15 protein-coding genes are annotated in these 15,692 nt (G+C 69.3%); all 15 read right to left on the bottom strand.

The window, feature by feature from the left end; all coding sequences use genetic code 11:
- Positions 1 to 34: 34 nt before the first annotated feature.
- Entirely contained in the window at positions 35 to 1,618 is a 1,584-nt protein-coding gene (locus ACFVWW_RS03970; protein ID WP_386875761.1) for an ethanolamine ammonia-lyase reactivating factor EutA, read from the bottom strand.
- A 4-nt stretch (positions 1,619 to 1,622) separates the two neighbouring features.
- Positions 1,623 to 2,345, bottom strand: a complete 723-nt coding sequence (locus ACFVWW_RS03975) for a class II aldolase/adducin family protein (RefSeq protein ID WP_386875763.1) — start codon at positions 2,343 to 2,345, stop codon at positions 1,623 to 1,625.
- Positions 2,345 to 3,502 carry a Rieske 2Fe-2S domain-containing protein gene (locus ACFVWW_RS03980; protein WP_384336098.1) on the bottom strand — a complete coding sequence of 386 codons (1,158 nt, stop codon included), beginning with the start codon at positions 3,500 to 3,502 and terminating at the stop codon, positions 2,345 to 2,347. Before ACFVWW_RS03980 ends, ACFVWW_RS03975 begins: the two co-directional genes overlap by 1 nt.
- Before the next feature lie 42 nt (positions 3,503 to 3,544).
- On the bottom strand, positions 3,545 to 3,910 hold the full coding sequence (locus ACFVWW_RS03985; RefSeq protein ID WP_386875765.1) for a hypothetical protein: 366 nt from the start codon (positions 3,908 to 3,910) through the stop codon (positions 3,545 to 3,547).
- Between the two features lie 38 nt (positions 3,911 to 3,948).
- On the bottom strand, positions 3,949 to 5,037 hold the full coding sequence (locus ACFVWW_RS03990) for a cupin domain-containing protein (RefSeq protein WP_384336094.1): 1,089 nt from the start codon (positions 5,035 to 5,037) through the stop codon (positions 3,949 to 3,951).
- A gap of 18 nt (positions 5,038 to 5,055) precedes the next feature.
- Positions 5,056 to 6,096, bottom strand: coding sequence for an ABC transporter substrate-binding protein (locus tag ACFVWW_RS03995; protein WP_386875767.1), 1,041 nt, complete (start codon positions 6,094 to 6,096; stop codon positions 5,056 to 5,058).
- 80 nt (positions 6,097 to 6,176) lie between these two features.
- A complete protein-coding gene (locus ACFVWW_RS04000; protein ID WP_384336090.1) occupies positions 6,177 to 8,060 on the bottom strand; it encodes an ABC transporter permease in 1,884 nt (627 codons plus the stop codon).
- Complete coding sequence (locus ACFVWW_RS04005; RefSeq protein ID WP_386875769.1) at positions 8,057 to 9,232, bottom strand: ABC transporter ATP-binding protein; 1,176 nt, start codon at positions 9,230 to 9,232, stop codon at positions 8,057 to 8,059. The genes ACFVWW_RS04000 and ACFVWW_RS04005 overlap by 4 nt, the downstream gene beginning before the upstream one ends.
- Before the next feature lie 100 nt (positions 9,233 to 9,332).
- Positions 9,333 to 10,331: a PDR/VanB family oxidoreductase gene (locus tag ACFVWW_RS04010; RefSeq protein WP_386875771.1), complete on the bottom strand. Its 999-nt coding sequence runs from the start codon at positions 10,329 to 10,331 to the stop codon at positions 9,333 to 9,335.
- Positions 10,332 to 10,337: 6 nt separating this feature from the next.
- On the bottom strand, positions 10,338 to 10,973 hold the full coding sequence (locus tag ACFVWW_RS04015) for a 4-carboxy-4-hydroxy-2-oxoadipate aldolase/oxaloacetate decarboxylase (protein ID WP_386875773.1): 636 nt from the start codon (positions 10,971 to 10,973) through the stop codon (positions 10,338 to 10,340).
- The gene (locus ACFVWW_RS04020) at positions 10,970 to 11,656 is read right to left on the bottom strand and encodes an RraA family protein (RefSeq protein WP_386875775.1); all 687 of its coding nucleotides are present in this window, start codon (positions 11,654 to 11,656) and stop codon (positions 10,970 to 10,972) included. Before ACFVWW_RS04020 ends, ACFVWW_RS04015 begins: the two co-directional genes overlap by 4 nt.
- Positions 11,653 to 12,342, bottom strand: a complete 690-nt coding sequence (locus ACFVWW_RS04025) for an RraA family protein (RefSeq protein WP_386875777.1) — start codon at positions 12,340 to 12,342, stop codon at positions 11,653 to 11,655. Before ACFVWW_RS04025 ends, ACFVWW_RS04020 begins: the two co-directional genes overlap by 4 nt.
- Entirely contained in the window at positions 12,339 to 13,382 is a 1,044-nt protein-coding gene (locus ACFVWW_RS04030) for a hypothetical protein (protein WP_386875779.1), read from the bottom strand. The genes ACFVWW_RS04025 and ACFVWW_RS04030 overlap by 4 nt, the downstream gene beginning before the upstream one ends.
- 6 nt (positions 13,383 to 13,388) lie before the next feature.
- Entirely contained in the window at positions 13,389 to 14,462 is a 1,074-nt protein-coding gene (locus ACFVWW_RS04035) for an amidohydrolase family protein (protein WP_384184343.1), read from the bottom strand.
- 329 nt (positions 14,463 to 14,791) lie between these two features.
- Positions 14,792 to 15,580 (bottom strand): SAM-dependent methyltransferase, encoded by a 789-nt coding sequence (locus tag ACFVWW_RS04040; protein ID WP_384184346.1) that lies wholly within the window; start codon positions 15,578 to 15,580, stop codon positions 14,792 to 14,794.
- Positions 15,581 to 15,692: the final 112 nt, after the last annotated feature.

A 15,692-nucleotide genomic window follows, 5' to 3' on the forward strand; every position in this document is an offset into this window, starting at 1 on the left:
AACGGCGGCGGCCTCGCCCACGCGGGTCCGCCGGTCACAGCGAGAACACCATCGACTTGAGCGAGACCGGTACGGTCCCGGACTTGGGCAGCACCGCGCCGATGTCGACGAAGTCGAACTCGGTGACCGCGATGCCGTCGACGGAGACCACCGGGGTCGTGACTCCCTGGTCGAGCAGGATGCCTCCGACGGTTCTGGCGATGTCGCCGTCGAAGAGCAGACACAGCGGCAGGCCCGCCGCGATCCTGCCGCTCAGACCACGCCGGATGCCCTCGACGAAGGCGTCCAGACGGGGAAAGCTCGGCAGTCCGCTCCACCGGAATCCGAAAACCAGCGCGTCGTCCGGATCCGCCTCGGCGCGGGACAGGTGTCTCTCGATCGCGGCCGCGATCTGATCCGGATCGACCGTACCCGCCAGGTCCACATCGGGGCGGACCACCCGCAGGTTGTGCAGCGGCAGCAGGTCGGGGTCGCTGATGTGGATGGTGTTCCCGCTCACCTGCACGGTGTACTGGGACGCCCCGAGCACCGTCGCCCTGATCGCCCGGCCGCTGTCCTCCACCGGGCCCGGCAGCCGGCCGGTCCGCTCGGCAAGCGCGCGGCCGAACAGCAACCCCAGGTCGCCGAACTCCCGTGCCTCGCGCCCGTAGACGTACTCGGCCACTCCACCGGAGAACAGAACAGCGTCGTAAGGACCGTGCTCGGTCAGCGGTTCCGTGAGACGGATCCAGTCGAGATCGCCGAGTGGCGCCGGCGTCCGGTTGACCTCCGCGATGACGGTGTCGGCCATCAGCGCCGCCAGTTCGGCCAGTTCGGCCGCTCCGACCCGGTCGCCCAGCGACCAGTCCCTGCCGAGCGCCGCGGCCAGTCGTCTGCCCGCGGGCTCCAGCCGGACGATCCGGCCGGAGTCGTCGGCCACGATCAGCCGCGCGCCCAGGTGCAGCGCGCTGGTCGACCGGACGGTGCCGGACTCGGCCACCGACAGCTTGGTGGTGCCGCCGCCGATGTCGATGTTGAGTACGCGTGCGTGGTCGCGCTCGCTCCTGGCCACCGCGCCCGACCCGTGGGCGGCGAGTGCCGCCTCCATGTCGTGCCCGGCCGTGGCACAGATGAAGCGGCCCGTCCGAGCCGCGAACAGGTCGGCGATGGCTCGAGCGTTCCGGCGGCGGGTGGCCTCACCGGTGAGGATGACCGCTCCGGTGTCGACCTCGTCGGCCGAGATACCGGCGCTCTCGAATGCCTCGTCGACGATGGCCTTCAGCCGCTCGTCGTCGATGCGCAGTCCGTCGGCGTAGGGCGTCAGGGCGACGGCCGACTCGTGGATGACGTGCTTGTCCACGACGACGAAGGCGCTGGACAACTCGCGGCCCAGCCGGCGCAGCGTCAGCCGGGAGAAGAGCAACTGGCTGGTGGCCGAGCCGATGTCGATCCCCACGCTGGTCAGTACGATCTGATCGCGTTCCCACAGCGGATGTTCCGGGTCGTCGGGCGAGATGTTCACGCCGTGATCGTGGTCGTGGCCATGGTCGTCGCTGTGGTCGTGGCCATGGTCGTGGTCGTGCGGGTGACCGTGCTGGTGGCCGTACTGCTGTACGGCGGTCAGGGCGCTGTCGGACATGTTCTCACCGCTCCTCGGCCTTCTCGTCCGCGAGCCTGCGGTAGAAGCGCCACGCGGAGTCGATCAGCTCCGGCCGGGTCCGGCCGGTACCGACGATCGCCTCACGCTCGGCCGTATCGATCTGCCGCGGCTCCCCGAGCTGTCGGGCCAGGTAGTTCAGTTCGGCCAGCTCGCTGAGCTTGATGACGTTCAGTGCCGCCTCCTCGGGGCTCGCGCCCACGGTCGTCACCCCGTGGCCGCGCATCAGACAGGCGGCGCTCGCCCCGAGCACGGCGGCCACCTCGTCCCCCAGCGACGGGGTCGTCACCAGCACGCTGCGTTCGAAGGTCGGGACACCGCGGGCCAGCAGCCGCAGGGCGTACGGGTCGTAGGCGCCGATCACCGGCAGCAGCGGGACATCGCAGATGCCGAAGAGCACCGGCATCAGGGGGTGAACGTGCGCCACGCTGGTGACGTCGGGGCGTGCCCGGTACACCGCCAGGTGGATGGCGAGTTCCTGAGGTGCGGTCAGTCCTGGCCCGCCCGAGAGCAGCGTCCCGTCCCGGTCGACCACCACCACGTCCTCGGCCCCGGCGAAGCGAAGACCGGACTCCGAGGGCCCGCGGGCCTTCACCGCCACGGTCCCGTCGTCGAGCAGCATGCTGATGTGGCCGGCCGGTTCGCGGGTGAGCCCCAGCCGGCCGAGGACCCGGCAGGCCGCCGCGACGCGCTCGGCCGCGGGGGTCATCACACCCGGCCCTCGGCCACGGCCACCCGGGCCTGGCCTTGGGACACATCGAACGTGACCACGGACTTGGCGGGGTCGCGGATGAGCGCCATCGGGTCCTCGCCGGCCCGCACGCGCTCGACCTGCTGCCGCAGCAGGCGGCGGTACATGGCGATTCCCTTGTCCTCCGCGCCGAGCATCTCCTTCGTACGGTCGTAGACGGCGCCCTGTGTCTCCCATGCCATCCGGTCCTGGCTGGTGAAGGTGTTCATCGCGTGATCACCGTCGGCGGTCAGCTCCGGCGGGATGCGGACCACGCTGGGTTCCTCGTCGTGCACCCGTTCCTCGCCCGGCTTGTCCGGGAGCAGACCGGCCCGGATGAGCATGGTGTGCTCGTCGTCCACGGGCACCCGCCAGTGCATCGCCTGCAGCGGACCCTCGGGCAGCCGCAGGATGTTCGGGAACACCAGCGGATGCCCGGTCTCCTCCTCCAGCTCACCGGCCTTGTCGCGGTACACGCGGCGCTTGATGATGCCCCACTCGAACTGCTCGAAGGAGTACTTCTCGATGGGGCGGTAGTAGTAACTGCCGCGGTCGATGCCCTTCATGCGCATCGTGTGCCCGTGCAGCCAGAAGGTGTGCACGGTGTCGACGGCGTTCTCCATCGGCTGCAGCCAGTTGCAGTTCAGGTCCGCCTCGATGAACAGGGTGAGGTGGCCGTCGCGCCGGTCGAGCACATCCCACTCCGGCAGGACGGGCGGCTCGCCGGGGCCCATATAGGCGAAGACGATGCCGCGGTAGGCCCGTACGGGGTAGGCGTCGATGCGGGCGCGCTCCCTGGCCCGCCGGTTCTCCTGCTCGAAAGGCTGCTCAAGGCACTGGCCGGTGCGGTCGTACTTCCACCCGTGGTACGGGCAACGGATCTCGCAGCCTTCCACGAAGCCGTAGTACAGGGACACCCGCCGGTGCGCGCACGACTCCGCGACCAGCGCGTAGGTGTTCTCGTCGGTCAGGTAGAGCACCAGGTCCTCGCCCAGTACCCGTATCCGCTTGGTGCGCTTGTCCGGGGAGAGATCGGCGGTGACGGCGACCGGCTGCCAGTACCGCCGCAGCAGGTCGCCCATCGGGGTGCCCGGGCCGACCCGGGTGAGAAATTCGTTGTCGGCTTCACTGATCATGAGCGTGCTCCTCTTGCCTGCTGATTGCTGAGGGGGCGCGGGTCACGGATGACGCGCCGCCCCGGCGGGCGTCACCGCGCTCCGGGCCCGCAGGGCCTGCCGCAGCATGGCGGCGACCCGCTGCCGGAGGTCGTCGCGCTCCCCGGCTCCGTGCGAGGCCCACGCGTCGATGAGCCGGCGAAGGTACGGCTCGGCGTCCGCGTCCCCGTCGGTGTCCGGGAGAGCCTCGATGAGCGGCTCGATGTCGCGTACGAGCTCCTCCAGATAACGCCAGGTCCGGTCGTCGGCGGAGGTCCACCCGAGCCTCGCCTGCAGCGCGTTCAGATAGCTCCAGAAGTCGATCGCCAGCGTCGCTCCGTCGGCCGCGACGTAGAAGTCCTCGTCGAAGTGACGTTCCAAGGTGATCATTTCGCCTCCTTCCTTCCTGCGGCGCCGTCGCGGTCCGGTCAGCCGGTCCGCAGGCCGGCCCGGGCGTAGACCGCTTCCATACGGCTGTGCGTACCGTGCTCGGCGAGCTCGGCCTCGAAGGTCGCGCGCACCGACGGATCCTCGTCCTGGTACTCGATCTGGTCGCCGCCCTCGGTGGTGGGGCGGTCGATGAGGAACTGCTTGAACAGCGGGTACTTCTTGCTGCCCCAGCGCAGGGCGAGGTAGCGGGCCGGAGTGGTGCCGGTGTTGAAGTGCTGGTGGAACCACCGCTCCGGCGGCACCACGATCGATCCCTGCTGCCAGTCGACCTTGCGGACCGGTTCGCCCTCACGCCAGAGCAGGGAGAAGCCGGTGCCGCCGAGGATGATCACATGCGCGCCGGCGTTGTGCCGGTGGGCCTTCTTGTACGTACCGACCGGGAACTCCGAGACGTGGCCGCACAGGCTGTTGTCCGCGATCTCGAGCATCACGTTGCTGCCGCCGGCACCGCGCGCGGCCCACGACTTCAGCTCGATGCCGGCGGCGTCGGGAATGAACCTGCTCTCCCACACCCGGGCCTGGTAGGCCGTGCCGGCGCCGCTGAAGTCGTCCTTGTCCGACCCGAACCTGTCGGTGAAGTCGAAGTCGCAGTCGTAGATGAACGAGCGGTTGTGGAACATCCGCATCACCAGCGGGGCGCTGGTGACGGTGTAGAAGCGGGCCGGCTGCGACCCACTGCCGTTGAAGTGCTGCGCGTACGCGTTGAGCGGTACGGAGAACACACTGCCGGCGTTCCACTCGAACGTCGCCCGCGTCCCGGCGGAGTTCCACACCGTGGTGGAGCCCCGGCCGGAGACGACGTAGGTGATCTCCTCGTAGAGATGGCGCTCCGGTGCCATCTGCCCGCCGGGAGCGATCTCGATGATGTGGGCGTCGTTGACGTCCTCGGTGCCCTCCAGCCGGGCCACCGCGGCCCGGCACTCCCGCCGCGCCCAGTCCCCCAGCTCGACGGTGCGCAGGTCTTCGATGAACAGCCCTTCCACGACCTTCAGTCCCTCGTCGGCCAGCCACTGTTCGTAGGCCGTCGGGCGCTTGATCGTGGGCAACTCGGTCTCGGCGACCGTCATCCGGTGCCTCCTTGGGCGCTAGTTGGTACCGATGAGGCTTTCGATGAGATCCGTCGCTTCTCCGACGCCCTTGGTCAGGAACGCCCAGGAGTTGGTGTCGAAGTACGTCACGCCGTCCTTCGGGACCTGCCAGGCGGGCAGGTTCGCCGGCGGCTCGACGTCGGCGCGGGTGCTGATGCTCCCGTACGCGTCGTTCCATGCCTTGTTGCCGTCCTTGCAGGCCAGCCACTGGGCCAGCACCTTGGCCGCGCTCGGGTGCGGCGGCTTGTCGGAGACGGCCAGGAAGCCGAAACCACTGGTGGTCTGGAGCAGATCGGGCATGACCACCTCGACCGGCAGCCCGTCGTCCGCCGCCGTGTCGACGTCCAGCTGGCCGAGTCCCAGGGCGATCGGGTACTTGCCCCTCGCCAGGTCGTCGGTGCCCTGCCGGGAGTCTTTGAGGAGGATCGGCTTCTGGTCCTTGTACAGCTGCTTGACGAAGTCGTCGCCGTACCCCGCGGCGGCCTGGAACATACCGACGTTGTAGATCGCGCCGCCCGGGCTCCGCGGGTCGATCGTGGCGATCTTGCCCTTCCACTTCGGGTCGAGCAGGTCCTTCCAGGTCTTGATCTCGTCCGGCTTCACCTTGTCGGTGTTGATGACCACCGGGACGCTGACGTACCGGCTGATGCTCAGGATCTTCTTGTCCGCGTCGACGAACGGGAGGGCCCCGCCGCGCCATGCCTTGGTGTCCAGCTCCGTCGGCGTCAGCACGCCGGTCAGCGGAGCGATCCAGTTCTGTGCGTGGTACGTGTTGGCCATGGTGTCGGCGCCGCCGAGGAACACGTCCTGGGAGTAGATCTTGGCCTTGCGCTCGGACTGCAGCCGGGCCGCGTTGTCCTTGCCGCTGGTGCCGATGTAGTCGAGCTTCACGCCGTACGTCTTCTCGAACGCCTGCGGCAACTGCTGGCGCACGGTGTCGGTGGGCGGGCCCGACATGACGACCGTGCCCTCCTTCTTCGCCTTGGCGACCAGCTCGCCCGAGGGATCCGGACAGTCGGTGCTGACCTTGCCGGACACGCTGCCCGTGGTCGTCGTGTCCGAGGCGCCGGTGCCGCCGCACGCGGTCGCGGCGAGCGCTACCGCGGCGCCCGCGGATATCAGCTTCCAGTTGTGGTGAGCGATGAATCTTTTGATGACGCACCTGCTTTCGTTGCGGAGGGGGATGACGGCGGGGGACCGCCGGCCATCCGGAGGCGGCGGGCCGACCGCGACGAGCGCAGCCGGCCACCGCTGAGGGCCCGGGACAGCAGCGCCACACCGACGGTGAGCATGCTGATGAGGACACCGAGCACAGAGGCTTGTTCGAGCACGCCGCTGGTGCTGTATTCGAGGAGCAGGATCGACAGCGGCCGGGAGTCGTTGCTGCTGAGCAGGACGACCGTGCTGACGTCGCTCACCGCGGAGTGGAAGGTGAGGACCCCCGCCGCGGCCACCGAAGGACCGAGCAGCGGGAAGAGGATGAAGACGTAGGAGCGCACCGGACTGGCGCCGCAGATGCGCGCCGCCCGGTCCAGGTCGGGACTCACCTGGAGGATGGCGGCCTTCAGCTGCTGCGTACCGGTGGCCATGTGGCTGATGACCAGCGCGATGATCAGGCCGAAGAGATTCCCGTAGAGAACGGTGCGCAGCGGGGTACCGAGATAGACCCACAGCAGCCCCAGGCCCAGCAGCATGCCCGGTACGGCGGCCGGCAGCCAGGCCATCACATCGACGCCGCCTCTGGTCGGCAGCTCGCTGCGGACGATGACGAAGGCGATGACGAAGTAGACGAGGACACCGACCAGGGTGGCGATCAGGCCGATGATCAGGGTGTTGCGCACCGAAGAACCGAACAGGTTGTCGTTGAACAGCGCCGACCAGTGCTCCGTGGTGAAGGGGTTGGTGAGCTGGAAGAACCCGAACCGCCGCATGAACGAGCCCAGCACGATCGCGCCCATGGGCAGCACCACGGTGAAGACCACGTAGAGGGAGAGCACCCCGGCGACGACCCAGCGGCGGATGCGGCCCAGTCGCATGGGCTCGTCGTTGTAGGTGTGCGCGCCGACGGTGACGTAACTGCGGCTGCGTACGGCGAACCGCTGCACGATCGCCAGCATGATCAGGATCGGGATGAACACCGAGCCGAGCGCGGTCGCGGTGCCGAACTGCGGCGGGGACGACTGCAGCCAGTTGTAGATCTGGGTGGAGTACACGTTCAGATTGATCGGCGTGCCCAGCAGCAGTTCGATCTCGAAGGTCTTCAATGAGTAGACGAAGCTGAGCAGGGTGGCGGCGATGATGGCCGGCCGCATCATCGGCACGGTGATGCGCACCAGGGTCCGCAGCCGGCTGGCCCCGCAGATCTGGGCGGCTTCCTCCATCGACCGGCTCATCCTGCGGAACGCCGGGACCAGCAGGATCACCATGATGGGCACGGTGGTGGCGGTCAGATGGGTCCAGATGATGCCCCAGTAGCTGTAGATGTTCAGCGGTCCGTCGCTGATGTCACCCAGCCCCGGCAGCATCCTGATCACCTGGTTGACGACGCCGTTGGCGGGGTCGAGCAGCAGGATCCAGCCCAGGGTGATCGACAGTGAGGGGATGAAGAACGAGAACCACAGGAACACCTCGATGACCTTGCCGCCTGGCATGTCGGTGCGCGCGATCAGCCACGAGACGACGGTGGCGATCACCATGCCGATCAGTACCCTCGGCACGCCGAGACGCAAGGTGTTCCAGGCCGACTCCCACATCGCGCCGTTGGCGAAGGCCTGCCGCCAGTTGTCCAGGCCGTAGCCGGCCGGGTCGCCGGGTTCCGCGACATTGAGGCTGTTCAGCAGCAGCAGCGTGATGGGGACGACGGTCACGGCGGCCACCAGCAGCAGCACGACGACACCGGTCACCCGGGAGCCGCTGGAGCGGCGCGCGCTGATCAGTTTCCGCACCGGCCCCGGCAGCGCTTCGACATCGTCCGGGGCCACCGGTGGCAGGACGCCGCTCACAACGGCCACACCATCGCGCGCTGGGGGTCGACCTCGACGACGACCGTGTCACCGGGGTGGTGGACCACTCGGCGCGGGGCGCTGAGCAGTACGTTGGACCCGGCGATGTCGAGCACGTACTCGAAGCTGTCGCCGAGGTAGGCCGAGGACAGCACGCGGGCCATCACCTGGTTCGGGGCCGGCTCGGCGGCGTCGTACGGCTTGATGTCGACGTCCTCCGGCCGCAGGTACACGCCCACCCGGTCGCCCTCGCCCAGCCCCGCCGGCACGTCCGGGCCGACGATCTCGCCGACCCGCCGGCCGCCGGTGTCGAGCCGGACCCGGCGTAGCGCCGTGTCTCCGTCGAGGACGCCCTCGACGACGATGAGCCGGCCGAGGAAGTCACGTACGAACGGCGTCTTCGGGTGCTCGTAGAGCTCCATCGGCCGGCCGACCTGCTCGACCTTGCCCTTGTTCATCACCGCGAGGCGGTCGGCCAGGGACAGTGCCTCGTCCTGGTCGTGGGTGACGAAGAGCATGGTGATACCGAGTTCCTGGTTGAGTCTTCGGATCTCGCGCCGCATCTGGATGCGCAGCTTGGCGTCCAGGTTCGACAACGGCTCGTCGAGCAGCAGCAGGTCGGGGGTGTAGACGAGCGCCCTGGCGAGCGCGACCCGCTGCTGCTGGCCGCCCGAGAGCAGGGTCGCGGGCCGGTCGGCCACCGCCTCCAGTCCGGTGACCGCGAGAATCTCCTCGACTCTCCGGCGCCGTTCCGCGCGCTTCACCCGGCGCATACGCAGCGGGAAGGCGACGTTCTGAGCGACGGTCATATGGGGCCAGATCGCGTAGGACTGGAAGACCATCGCGATGTTGCGTTTCTCCGACGGCAGGAAGGTGCCCTGCCCGGCATCGGCAAGTGCCCTGTCCCGCATGGATATCGAGCCCTCGTCGATCTTCTCCAGGCCCGCGATCATCCGCAGCGACGTGCTCTTTCCGCAGCCGCTCGGGCCGAGGAGAGCGAATATCTCGCCGGCTTTCACCTCAAGGTCGATCTGGTCGACCGCTATGACGTCGTTGAACCTTCTGGTCACACCGGACAGCCGGAGTTGAACCTCGGGCTCACCGGAAGTCTTGTCCATCGAGCCGGTGACCCGGCCCTTGAGGCGGTCCGTCGTGCTCGCCCTCATAGACATCTGCACTCCTCGGATCAGTCCTGGTTCACACGACCTTAACCAGGAATACCTTATAGAGAAATAGTTGTTCGCTAAGTTCCTTGATATGGAATAGCGGTGCTCAGAGGTCCAATGTGAGCAGCGCCGAGGCCGACCGCCCGACGCAGATCATCATCGTGTCGCCGCGCTCGCGTTCCTCGTCCGAGAGCACGGTGTCGTGGTGTTCGGGCACACCGGCGAGCACCCTCGTCTCGCACGAACCGCAGTAGCCCTCCTCGCAGGAGAAGCCCACATCGGGCGCGGCCTCACGGACCACGTCCAACAGCGTTCTGTCCGGCGGGACCTCCAGGGTCAGCCCGCTGCGCCGCAGCTCCACGGTGAAGTGGCCCGCGCCGGCCGGCGGACCCTGTGCGCTCGCCGCCACCGGGCGGCCCGGCAGGCCGCCGGCCGGCGCGCCGAAGCGCTCGACGTGCAGGGCGCCGGGCCTGGCCGCGGCGCATGCCCCGGTGACCGCCAGGACCATGCCCTCCGGGCCGCAGCAGTAGATGGCGGCGCCGTCGGGCGCGGCGTCCACGAGCTCGACGACCGGCAGCATGCCGCGCTCGTCCTGCGGCACGATGTGTACGCGCTCGGCGCCGATGGCCAAGAGCGCCTCGGTGAACGCCATGGTGTCGCGCGTGCGCCCGCCGTAGTACAGCTCCCATGAGGCACCGCGCGCGGCGACCTGACGGATCATCGCCAGGATCGGCGTGATGCCGATGCCGCCGGCGAGGAAGAGGTAGTGCGGCGCGTCGACAAGGGCGAAGTGGTTGCGCGGTCCCCGGGCCCGGAGCACCCGGCCGACCAGCGCCGAGTCGTGCACCTCCACCGATCCGCCCCGGCCGTGTTCTTCACGCAGCACCGCGACGGTGTAGGAGCGCGGATCGTCCAGTGGGCCGCACAGCGAGTACTGGCGGACCGTGCCGCTGGGCAGGCGCAGATCGATGTGCGCGCCCGGCGCCCACGGCGGCAGCTCACCGCCGTCCGGATCGACCAGGGTCAGCGAGACGACCCCGGAGGCTTCCAGACGTACCTGTTCGACCAGGAGCGACCGGTGTGCGAGGGGGTCCAGATCGGCCATGCCGGCTCAGTCCGTACCGGCGGGCCGGAACCCGTAGATGTCGAGGGTGAGTTCGCCCCCTGCGATCCGGCTCAGATAGCCCGCCTCGGCGGCCTCGCGCGCCCTGCCGCGGTCCAGCACCGACGCGACCAGCGCCCGCGGAATCACGACGACGCCGTCCGCGTCGGCCACGACGAGGTCACCGCGGCTGACGGTGGCCGCGCCCAGGGTGATGGGGACGCCGACCGTGCCCGCGTCGTCCTTGACCGTGGTGCGCACCGCGACCCCGGAGCTGAAGACGGGAAAGCCACGCTCGCGCAGCCGGTCGACGTCGCGTACACCGCCGTCGATCACCAGCCCCACTATCCCGCGCGCCTGCGCGGCCGCCGTGAGCACTTCGCCCCAGTAGCCGCAGGCCTCCTGCCGCCCGTCGACCACCAGCACATCGCCGGGTTCTGCGACTTCGAGCGCGAGGTGCAGCGGCAGATTGTCGGCCGGTGCGGTGGCGACCGGCAGTGCCCGGCCGACGACCGCGGCGCCGGGCCAGACCGGCCGGATGCGGGGCGGAAGGAAGCAGTCGAGCTTCGACGCCTCGTAGAGCGTCGCGGTCCCCAGCCTCAGGAACGCGGTGGTGTCGATGTCTTCGGACGCGGCGGTCGTCATGCCTGGCTCCTCTGCAGCAGGTGGTAGCCATGGGCGGCACGTGACTCGGTCAGGGAGCGCCCTGCGAGTACGTCCTCGACGATGCGCGACTCACGGACATGGATGGTGTGGCAGATCTCCGCCAGGTCGTCCTCGACGTCGAGCGGCACGGTGACCGCGCCGTCGTCGTCGGCGATGATCAGCTGACCGGGCGCGACATTCACCCCGCTGATGCTCACCGGGCACTGGACGTCCCGGACCTCGACCCGGTCCTTGCCGGTGCGCATGTAACGGCCCCGGGTGAACAGCGGATAGCTCACGTCGAGCGCCCGCCAGACGTCACGGCAGACACCGTCGATCACCGTGCCCGCGATACGGCGGTTGTCGGCCATCGCGGTGAGGATGTCGCCCCAGACCGTGCAGTCGGTGCGGCCGTCGTTGTCGAGCACCGCCACCTCGCCCGGCTTCACCTCGTCCAGGTAGTCCCCCACCGTGCCGGCCGGATGCCCGGCGGCGACGTACGAGACGGTGTAGGCGCGCCCGAAGATCTCCGCGCCGTCGAACAACGGGGCGATGCCGAGGAGGCAGCCGTCCCTGCCGATGCGGTCGAGGGCGTCGGAGATGGTCGCGGTCGAGTAGCCCCGCAGGGGGTGCGCCGGGCCTTCGGCCGTGGGCGGCTCACTGGCGACAAGATCGTTGGTCACGACCGGGACTCCTCGGTAGCGGGAAACTGACTGTCGTGCATGACGTCGGCGACTGGCCGTCCCTGGGCGACCGCGTCGGCCATGGCCGCCTCGCGGGCGACGATGCGCTCGGCGAAGGCGACGATCCGCTGGGCGTCGGGCCCGGGTACGAAGGCGACGCCGTTGCCGTCGGCGACGACGTAGTCGCCCGGCCGTACGGTGATCTCGCCGAAGGTGATCGGCTCGTCCATCGCGTGCTGGACCACCCGGCCGCGTGCGCTGACCGGCACCACGGCGCGCGCGAAGACCGGCAGACCGAGATCCCGGCTCTCGCTGGCGTCCCGGCAGGCGCCGTCGACCACCACCCCGGCGATGCCCCTGGCGACCGCGGCGCGGCTGAGTATCCCGCCCCAGCAGGACACGTCCAGGCGTCCTTCGTTGGCGATGACGAGCACATCTTCCGGGCCTGAGAGGTCCACGGCCGCGGCGGCGACATGGCCCGCCGGCTTGTCGGAACGGCGCGGTCCCACCGTGACCGTGCGCACGCGGCCGGCGACGACGTGCCGTACCGGCCACACCGGCTCGGGCCCGAGCACCACCGCGGATATGCCGAAGGCGTCCAGGGCGTCCGAGACCGCGCAGGAGTCCAGCGCCCGCAGCCGTTCCACCAGGGTGGCGGCGGGGGAAGGCGTCCGTACCTCGTTCATCGGTGCCCCTCCATGTCCTCGGGACGGTCGGCCTGCCAGGTCATGAAGGCCATCGCGCAGCCGGTGCCCGCTTCGGTGCGGTAGCACGGCTCGTAGCCGACCAGCTCGGCGCTGAGCGAGGAGGACTGCAACGCGCCGGCCACGACGATCCAGTTCCGCATCTCCGAGGTCCCGGACCGCAGCACCGCGTCCGGCAGCGAGCGCAGATAGGCGGCGTCGCGACTGGTCAGGGCGGAGAGGAAGGCCCGGTCGAGCTCTTCGTCGACGACGAAGTGACTCAGCCCGCCGGAGGCGACGATGCCGACGCGCGGGCTGCCCGGGTAACGCCGGATCGCCTCGCCCAGGGCGACGCCGAAGTCGAAACAGCGGCCGGCCGACGGCGGGTTCGGCTCCCAGAAGGTGTTCACGAAGACCGGGACGGTCGGCGGCGTATCGCCACCGCCGAGCACCTGTTGGAAGATGAAGCCCCAGCCGTGCGGTATGCCCGAGTTGCCCCATTCTCCCGCTGGCAGTCCCCTGGACGCGGCCGGGTCGAACCCCGCGGCCGAGGTCTGCTCGATCAGGTACCGAGCCAGCGCGGAGTCGCCCGGGCGGACGGTGCTCCTGTCGGGCACATTGGCCACCTCGGCGACGGCCAGGCCCGGCTTCATGCCGTCGAGCTGCTCCTGGGTGAAGGGCTCGTGCCGCATGGTGTCGCCCCAGTAGAAGGCGAACTGCGGCAGCAGCTCATCCCCGAACACCTCCTTGTGGTCGCTGCTCACGACCACCAGGACGTCGAGCTCGGCGGCCTTGATCCGCCGGCCGAGCTCCTCGATGCCCTCACGGCAGGCCGCGTGGCGGCGACGGCGTACCTCAAGCGCGCATTCATCGGCGAACCCGGGTGCGCGCAGCGCGAGCAGCTCGGCGTACGGATAGTCCGCACCGCGGTAGACCAGCGCGGTGTTGGCGCGGTCGGCCGCGGCCCGCTGTCCCCAGTCCTCGGGCGGTGTGTTCAGCAGCGGGCCGTGCGAGGTGCCCACGCCCAGCACGAGATCGGCCATGCGTGCTCACACCTCCAGGCGGAACAGCTTGACGGCGTTCGTTTCGAACAGCGCCGCCCTGTCCTCGTCGGTCAGCCAGTCGATGTCCTCGATGAGCAGATGGATGTCGTCGATCCACCGGCCGGTCTCCGGGTCCTTCACCGAGCCGGTACCCGGCTTCTCCGTACCGAACAGGCAGCGGTCGACGCCGACGGTGCGCAGCAGGAACTCGATCGAGTCGCGGGTGTAGAGGCAGGTGTCGTAGTGGAGGCGGCGCAGGCGCTCCTCGAAGGTCGTGCCCGCCCGCAGGGCGGCGGGGTAGAAGCGGCCCTTCTGGTACGGAATGGCCCCGCCGCCGTGCGACACGACGATCTTGAGCTCGGGGAAGTCGTCGAGGACGGTCGACTGGAGCAGCCCGGCGACCGCCAAGGTCTCCTCCTGTACGAAGTGCAGCGAGTAGCTCTCCCGGGCCGGGGGCCGGCAGGCCGCGGAGTGGATGATGGCCGGCACGTCCAGTTCACACAGCGCCTCCCACACCGGGTACCAGAAGCGGTCTCCGATGGCGGGCGGCTGCCGGAGTCCCTCGTAGGGGTCGGTGTTCAGGGTCGCGCCGACGAAGCCCAGATCGTTGACGCAGCGGCGCAGCTCCCGGGTCCACGCGGCCGGGTCGAGTTCCATCGACTGCGGCATGCCCGCGACGCCGCGGAAGCGGCTGTCGACCTCGCAGCACATGGCGATGACGTCGTTGGTCTCCGCGGTGAACCACTCGACCAGCGCGGCCGGGCTCTCGCTGTGCATCATCTGGAACGGCCGCGGCGAGATGAACTGAAGGTCAACCCCGGCCTGATCGAGATGGTCCAGATGCGAGATCTTGCCAAAACTCGGGTGCGGCGCGTTGAGCGCCTCCACGACGTGTTCCTTGGTCACCCCCGAACGCCCGCGCCCGTGAGCGCCGCGGTGGGACAACAGCCCGGCTTTGTATGCGTAGAGCTTGTCAGGGGCGGTGACATGCCCGTGGACGTCGATATAGATGGCGCTGCCCTCCTCGTGACCGGAACGGCGATGCCCGCCGCAGCCCGTGGGAGCTGCTCGAAGCTCCACCCCGGATGTCCTGAACCATAAGGACGACACCGCCTCTGCGGAATAGTTCTCGCATGAATTCCTCATAGCGGTATATTCGGCAAGGCCGATCAGCAGGTCGATGAGCTGCCATCAGCCGATAGATCGACATACTAGGTAGATTTCCCGCCATTAGGCCCACTGCGCGCAAAGTTCCCCATCACACAGCACAGGGCCCCGGCTGTGTGACAGCCGGGGCCCTGGTGGGAGTGGGTACGTGGTGGAGCGGGTGCGGGTCGAGCGGTTACGTGCGCGACCTCAAGACGGACAGGTACGACCGACAGGTAGGAGGGGCGTGGACGGGTGGGGCGTCAGCCGCCGACGCGGGCCACTCCGGCGTAGATGCCGCTGCCCTCGGCCTCCGGGGCGGACGTGCCCTTGAACCACTCCGGCGCCGTCACCAGTCCCGGCTCGACGAGGTCGAGCCCGTCGAAGAAGCGGCTGACCCCGGCGCGGGCACGGAAGCCCAGCCGGATGCCGCCCTTCGCGTACTCGGCGGTGACCCGCTCCGCCATCTCCGGATAGAGGTCGGATGCCGCGTGCGACAGGACCAGGTAGCTGCCGGCGGGCAGGGCGTCCACCAGCGTACGCACGATGCTGTACGGGTCCTGGTCGTCGGAAATGAAGTGCATGAGCGCGATCAGCGAGAGCGCGATCGGCCGGTCGAAGTCCAGGACGCCACGGGCGTGGTCGAGGATCGCTTCCGGCTCCCGCACGTCTGCCTGGATGTAGTCCGTGACGCCCTCGGGCCTGCTGATCAGCAGGGCCTCCGCGTGACGCAGGACGATGGGATCGTTGTCCGTGTAGACGACCCGCGCCGTCGGCACGACCTCCTGGACGATCTGGTGCAGGTTCGGCTGCGTGGGGATGCCCGTACCGATGTCGAGGAACTGGTCGATGCCGTCGCCGGCCAGCCAGGCCGCCGCGCGGCGCATGAACTCACGGTTCTGCCGCGCCGCGTCCTTCGCCATGGCCGGAAGCTGCTCCCCCACCTCCTGGTCGACGCGGTAGTTGTCCTTCCCGCCCAGAAGCCAGTCGTAGACGCGCGCCGGATGCGGCCTGCTGGTGTCGATCTGGGGCTTGGCTGTACCGGCCGTCATGACGAGCTCCGTTCACAAGAGGTAGACGAGAAAAAGACAGGCGAGAACCGAGGGGCGGCCGTCGGCCGGCCACCTGCCCTGGCCGTGGACTCGCGCGGCCGGGACGCGGTGT

Source organism: Streptomyces sp. NPDC058198 (genome assembly GCF_042882605.1).
Lineage (GTDB): Bacteria > Actinomycetota > Actinomycetes > Streptomycetales > Streptomycetaceae > Streptomyces.